The 5985-nt window shown below is 36.6% G+C and carries 8 protein-coding genes; 1 reads left to right on the forward strand and 7 read right to left on the reverse strand.

Features of this window, described 5'->3' with window-relative positions; all coding sequences use genetic code 11:
- The 7 genes from ACLTU0_RS10185 to ACLTU0_RS10215 all read right to left on the reverse strand — a co-directional run.
- A partial coding sequence (locus ACLTU0_RS10185) for a recombinase family protein (RefSeq protein ID WP_412322329.1) occupies positions 1–499 on the reverse strand: 499 nt, incomplete at its 3' end.
- A 20-nt stretch (positions 500–519) separates the two neighbouring features.
- A complete protein-coding gene (locus ACLTU0_RS10190; RefSeq protein WP_412322331.1) occupies positions 520–642 on the reverse strand; it encodes a hypothetical protein in 123 nt (40 codons plus the stop codon).
- Between the two features lie 135 nt (positions 643–777).
- Entirely contained in the window at positions 778–1617 is an 840-nt protein-coding gene (locus ACLTU0_RS10195; RefSeq protein WP_412322332.1) for a hypothetical protein, read from the reverse strand.
- 19 nt (positions 1618–1636) lie between these two features.
- Positions 1637–2314 (reverse strand): copper amine oxidase N-terminal domain-containing protein, encoded by a 678-nt coding sequence (locus ACLTU0_RS10200; RefSeq protein ID WP_337600242.1) that lies wholly within the window; start codon positions 2312–2314, stop codon positions 1637–1639.
- A gap of 18 nt (positions 2315–2332) precedes the next feature.
- A complete protein-coding gene (locus ACLTU0_RS10205) occupies positions 2333–3166 on the reverse strand; it encodes a hypothetical protein (RefSeq protein WP_412322334.1) in 834 nt (277 codons plus the stop codon).
- A gap of 3 nt (positions 3167–3169) precedes the next feature.
- Positions 3170–4039, reverse strand: coding sequence for a YARHG domain-containing protein (locus tag ACLTU0_RS10210; protein WP_412322336.1), 870 nt, complete (start codon positions 4037–4039; stop codon positions 3170–3172).
- 27 nt (positions 4040–4066) lie between these two features.
- Positions 4067–4510 carry a helix-turn-helix transcriptional regulator gene (locus ACLTU0_RS10215; protein WP_337600247.1) on the reverse strand — a complete coding sequence of 148 codons (444 nt, stop codon included), beginning with the start codon at positions 4508–4510 and terminating at the stop codon, positions 4067–4069.
- Positions 4511–4755: 245 nt separating this feature from the next.
- Here ACLTU0_RS10215 and ACLTU0_RS10220 point away from each other — a divergent pair, with 245 nt between their 5' ends.
- Positions 4756–5916, forward strand: a complete 1161-nt coding sequence (locus ACLTU0_RS10220) for a protein kinase domain-containing protein (protein WP_412322338.1) — start codon at positions 4756–4758, stop codon at positions 5914–5916.
- Positions 5917–5985: the final 69 nt, after the last annotated feature.

Consider the following 5985-nt stretch of genomic DNA (forward strand, 5'->3'; position numbering starts at 1 on the left):
CATTAATATCAAATCCGACAATACTGTTATTTCCGAACACAACACCGTTTTCCATAGCACGTCTTTGTCCCCATTTCACACGTTCTGAAATTTTTCGGCTTTCCTCCTGTGCAACAGATGCCATAATCGCCAAACGAAACTCACCGTCATTTTGACGTGTATCAATATTATCGTTGATGAAAAATACACCTACATCATATTCCTTTAACATACGGGTGTAATTCAACGTGTCAACAGTATTTCTTGCAAAACGGCTGACTTCCTTTGTTAAAATCAAGTCTATTTTTCCGTTTTTACAGTCGTTAATCATACGATTAAAACCTTTTCGTTTCTTGGTTTGAGTGCCTGTGATACCCTCGTCAAAGTATACCTCAACAAACTCCCAATCGCCATTTGACTTTATGTAGCTTTCAAAATACTCACGCTGATTTGTAAGTGAATTTATCTGATCATCCTTGTCAGTCGAAACACGCGCATATGCCGCCACTTTAAGCACCACCGACACCTCCCCGCTGTCACTTATTTCATAAGCAATCTCTTATACTGTTGCTCCGTTATCATTTCCCTTGAATACAGCTCCTTTACAATCCCACGTCTGTAACTCGCTTTTAATTCATCATTGATTTTAATTTTTCCTTTCACTGAAACCACCTCATTTATACAGTATATAAATAGGGATAAGCTGTATTGCCATCGCATACAAAAAAGAGCCAACCTTTACGGTTGACTCTACGGTGTTATTCAATTAATTTTTCTAATAAAGCAGATAATATATTTTTATTGTTCTCTCTTTATGTTTCCTGTATTTTTATCAACAGAATAAACCATAACACCCTTGCTCACATGACCGCCACTATCTCTTACATTGGCATCTGGTTCATCAGTAGGTGCGAAGTACCATTTTTCATCATTTTCAGCAAGCAATGATGCATACGGATAACCCGAAGTTCCAATAACTTTACTTTTTGCCATAGATATATCTATCTTAGCTTTCGCCTTTGCTTCAGCTGCTGCTTTTTCTGCCGCAGCTTTTTCTGCCGCCGCTTTGGCATTTGCTATATTCGTCTGCAATGACTGATATTTTTGACTTTGTGCATCTGTAAGATTCGACGTGTCTATCTTTGAAAGTTCCTCTGTCGCTTTATCATAGTCACCGCCGTTATATATCGTTTCCACATTTTTAAGCGCGTCAGTTACTTTTACCGACTTTATACCGTTTTCGGCAGTTGTCTTTTCTTCATCAAACTTCTTCTGCTCTGTCGGAGGAAGTTTATAGTCCATTGAAATTTTATCAAGTGCCTGACTCGCCTCATAATACATCTTTTGGTCGCACAAGCCCTGTGCGTCATTTAAAGCATTATTAATCTCACCGCTTGACTGCACTGCATATTCAATCAAAGGCTTCAATTCATCATACTTACTTTTCTGCTCATCTGTCATTTTCTTTGTCACTTTTTCAAGCTTTACAATTTCAGTTTGAGCCTGCTCATATGTACCGCTTTGATATTCATTATTAATATTGCTTAGCGCCGTACCGATTTCTTCTTCACTCATACCGCATGCCGACAGCATAACTGTAAGAATAACAGCAACTGTCAATAAAATTTTTCTTTTCATTTTATATCTCCTTATAAAATTATTTTTTACTTACTGCTCCTGTATTCTTGTTTACTTTATAGTCGCCCCAATTAACGTAATATCCGGTAAAATCATTATATCTTAATACAAAGAAATAATAATAGTCACTGCTTTCACCTTCATCATTTATTTTCAAATAAGGCTGGTCTGTTGAATCATACGCATTATAAAGTCTATCTCTTGCCTGATCCTGTGTAAGCTGGCTCTTTCTTTTCTTCGCATCTTTGTATTCCGCTGTATCAACAAGCCAATTATATGTATTTTCCGAATTTATGAACAAACTGCTTGTCACATCGTCCCATATAACGCTTATGCCGAATTGGTCGCGATAAAATTCTGCCGGCACCATTGTATTTCCGTCTACAAGTTTCGGCGCTGTTACAAGGTTATAACTGTTTCCCTCCCAATCATACACCGCCGCACTTCCGTTATAAAAATCTCTATGTATATCATCTTTACTTACTGTTATACACTTATCGTCAGGATTCCAATATACATCACAGCCAAGTTTCTCACCCAAATATCTTACCGGAAACAATGTATATCCGTTTGAACTTGACGTGAATACACTGCTTGTAACGTCCTCGTTATTCACATATGTTGACGCATATGCCGCCGTACTTAACGCGCTCACTACCGCTATTGTCAATGCTAATCCTATTATTTTTTTCTTCATAATTTATCTCCCCTTTTATCAGTTTTTAGTTACCGCACCGGTAAATCTGTCTACAATATAGTCACCGACAAGATTATATCTGTCTGTATAATCATTGTGCCAAAACACTCTTACATAGTAGCATGACGAGCTTTGATCATATACGCTGCATTTCAATTCAACCCCATCTGACCTATCAAATGTATTCAAAACCAAGTTTTCAGCCTGCGATTTGGATATTCCCTGCTTTGCCTTTGCTTCAGCTGCTGCTTTTTCTGCCGCCGCTTTTTCTGCCGCCGCTTTGGCATTTGCTATATTCGTCTGCAATGACTGATATTTTTGACTTTGTGCATCTGTAAGATTCGACGTGTCTATCTTTGAAAGTTCCTCTGTCGCTTTATCATAGTCACCGCCGTTATATATCGTTTCCACATTTTTAAGCGCGTCAGTTACTTTTACCGACTTTATACCGTTTTCGGCAGTTGTCTTTTCTTCATCAAACTTCTTCTGCTCTGTCGGCGGAAGTTTATAATCGGTTGCGATTTTATCAAGTGCCTGACTTGCCTCATAATACATCTTTTGGTCACACAAGCTTTGTGCGTCATTTAAAGCATTATTAATCTCACCGCTTTTCTGCGTTGCATACTCAATCAAAGGCTGTAATTCCTCATATTTGCTTTTCTGTTCTTCCGTCATATTCTTTGTGGATTTATTAAGTTTTTCAATTTCCGTCTGTGCTTGCTTATATGCACCGTTTTGATATGATGAATCGATACTCGTCAAATAAGTTTCTATTTCATCGGTAGACATTGCACATGATGTTAGCGATAGCACAAGTGTTGCCAAAATTATAAATAATGTTTTTCTTTTCATATTTTATCTCCAACCTTTTCTTGTTTCGTAAGCGGTTATTGTTTCCTTGTTCTTTCTTTCGTAGTCATTGAATCTGCTTTCACAATCCGACATTGATGTACCTCTTGAAGAATACCACGGTTTTGAGCTAAAGAACTGTGCATATTGTTCGGTGGTGAATGTATAACCGTAATGTGCATATAATGCATTAAGTAATATTCTGACTTCGTCTTGTGATAAACGGTCAAGCAATGTATCGGTTACATAATATTGATCCAAATCATATCCGTCAGTAGAAATCACTCCAACATCACCTATATCGCCGTAAGGCGGAGGTGTACTTACAGAATTGTTGTTATTTGTTTGCGTATTGGTTTGTGTACTTACTTGTGTATTTTGTGATGAAGAAGTCGAAGTACTTCCTTTCAATTCATCTTCTGCACTGTCATCTTCCCATGCGTCCTCAACACCTGCCGATTCATATACTTTTCCCATAAATGCTGCCATCATTAACAGGTTTTGATCTATATCATTTAATGACATTGCATGAATTTCAAAAGTATCGTCATCATTCAACAAAAATTGTATTTTAGCTTCAACGGTCTTGTCATTGTACTGACATGTACCATTACATTGTACAACTTTTTGATGGTCCTCACTTTCAAAATACTGCCATATAGGATTTCCAAGAAATGAGTCAAGTGCCTTTCCGACAGTTATTTTATCCGAATACGAAGTCAAATAACTGTTCTTAACCGATTTCACCTCCGGCGAATCAGACGTATTCAAACTGTTTACCAAATCCACAGCCGAGTTTGCCGCTTGTTCAATGGTGCAAGCCGTTGTCGACAGTGCTATACAACCTGCCAATATTAATGTGATTATCTTTTTCATTTTTCCCTCCAAAATATCATTTGTGTTTTACTTTTCATTTATAATTGATGACTCATTGTATTTTTCGAGCAGTTCTTCACACTCAATAATCCCCCACCCCTTTTCCAGACAAAACATAATAATACTGTCACGACCAAGTTTAGGATAAAGAATCCCCACACCGGCTGTCTTTAAAAATTCATTGCTTTCATCTATATCCAGTCCAAGTCCGAAACAAATCTGCAAGGCTTTATTTCGTGTAGGTGATTTACGTTTTCCTTCGCTGAGCTTATATAAATATGATGAGCTCATATGTGCCTTTCGTGCAACAATTGACAGCTTTGTCTTCTTATTCTCGACAAGTGCATTAATATATTCAGCCAAAGATACAGGTGCTAATTCATCAAAGTCCAGATAATCCTCAATATCTTTTGTTAGCTTTAATTCTGCAGTCAGTTCCTCTGTTTTTAATTCTGACATTTTTTTTGCCACACTTTTCACACTCCTACCAGATTATATTATTCTATATTTTATCAAAATGCGACACAAATGTATCGGACTGTCAGTGTTAATCTTAAAGTCTGACACTCCCCGTATCAATTTGATAATTTCATTATAATCTCTTGCAATCGCTTTTGCAGTTCCTGGCAGAGTTAATTTGTTTGTGTGTTTTGTACAAATATCTTGTTGATATATGAAGAAATTAATGGTATACTTAGTATATAGGGGGAATATTTATGATAAAATACAGAATTATATGTCCGTTAAACGACAATCTTACTACATTCAGAGTAAAATGTACAGAAGATGATAAACTATACATTAAGAAAATACTTGACAGACCACAATTTGAAATATACAAAATAATTCAAGAAAAGGATTATGACGGTGTACCTAAAATCAAAGAATTATTTTACAGTCCCGAAAACGATAAATACATATTATATGAAGAATGTATACAGGGCTACACAATAGAATCAATGCTTAGTAAAGGTACCTGTTTCGGCAAAAAGTTTGTTATCAAAATGGCAACCGCACTATGCAACATCTTAAAACCGATTCACAACGATAACTTAATTCACAGAGATATTTCTCCGAATAACGTGATGTATTCGCAAATAGAGGACAAATTTTATCTTATTGACTTCGGCAATTCGAGATTGAACAAAATCAACACACCAAAAGATACTGTTTTTGCCGGTACACCGATTTTTATGGCGCCCGAACAAGGCGGAGTCGGAACTCAATCCGACAATCGAACGGATATTTACGCAATCGGTATGCTTATGAAATTTATGCTTACCAAAAATACCACCGATAAAAAATCAAAAATTCGCGGAAGGCTTGGCAAAATAATAAAGAAATGCACGCAAAGTGAAATAGCATCAAGATACAAAAATGTTGATAAACTAAAATTTAAACTTTCAATGATTAAAGTTGATGATTTTCTGTTCCCTTTCAAAATATATCTGTACATACTGATTGGTGTAATATTTATCCTTCCAACTATAATTACTGTTTTCTTTGACCTTAACAATATGATACATATGTATACAGATATAAGACGTTACAATCTGGTTAATCCGATACAAGAATCTACCGGCTATGTCCGTAGCAACCGTGAGCAAGAGCATATATGCGACCTTATCGCCGACCGAAATATTGACGGGGCAAGAAAAATACTTGATTCTCACACAGAGAAAAGCTCCACCGATATTGTGCTTTATTCACAAATTTACGAGATTGAAGGTGATTATGACAAAGCCGCCACCGTCATTCTTGATTATCTGAAAGATAACGATTCCGGCACTGCCGTCAGAATGTATGACCGACTAAAACATTTAAAACCACACTGTTCATCTGATATTTCCGAACAAATCATCCCATACGAAAATTAAGGCGAGACAGCAAAATGATGTGACCCCAAAAAGTTAGACTTTTTATAGCGTAGTAGTTTTAACGACTGC

Source organism: Hominilimicola sp. (assembly GCF_046972485.1).
Classification (GTDB): Bacteria; Bacillota; Clostridia; order UBA1381; family UBA1381; genus Hominilimicola; species Hominilimicola fabiformis.

Excerpts from the sequence above, each read along its gene's own strand:
- ACLTU0_RS10195 (WP_412322332.1), bottom strand. The coding sequence starts at position 1,617 with ATGAAAAGAAAAATTTTATTGACAGTTGCTGTTATTCTTACAGTTATG.
- ACLTU0_RS10200 (WP_337600242.1), bottom strand. The coding sequence starts at position 2,314 with ATGAAGAAAAAAATAATAGGATTAGCATTGACAATAGCGGTAGTGAGC.
- ACLTU0_RS10205 (WP_412322334.1), bottom strand. The coding sequence starts at position 3,166 with ATGAAAAGAAAAACATTATTTATAATTTTGGCAACACTTGTGCTATCG.
- ACLTU0_RS10210 (WP_412322336.1), bottom strand. The coding sequence starts at position 4,039 with ATGAAAAAGATAATCACATTAATATTGGCAGGTTGTATAGCACTGTCG.
- ACLTU0_RS10220 (WP_412322338.1), top strand. The coding sequence starts at position 4,756 with ATGATAAAATACAGAATTATATGTCCGTTAAACGACAATCTTACTACA.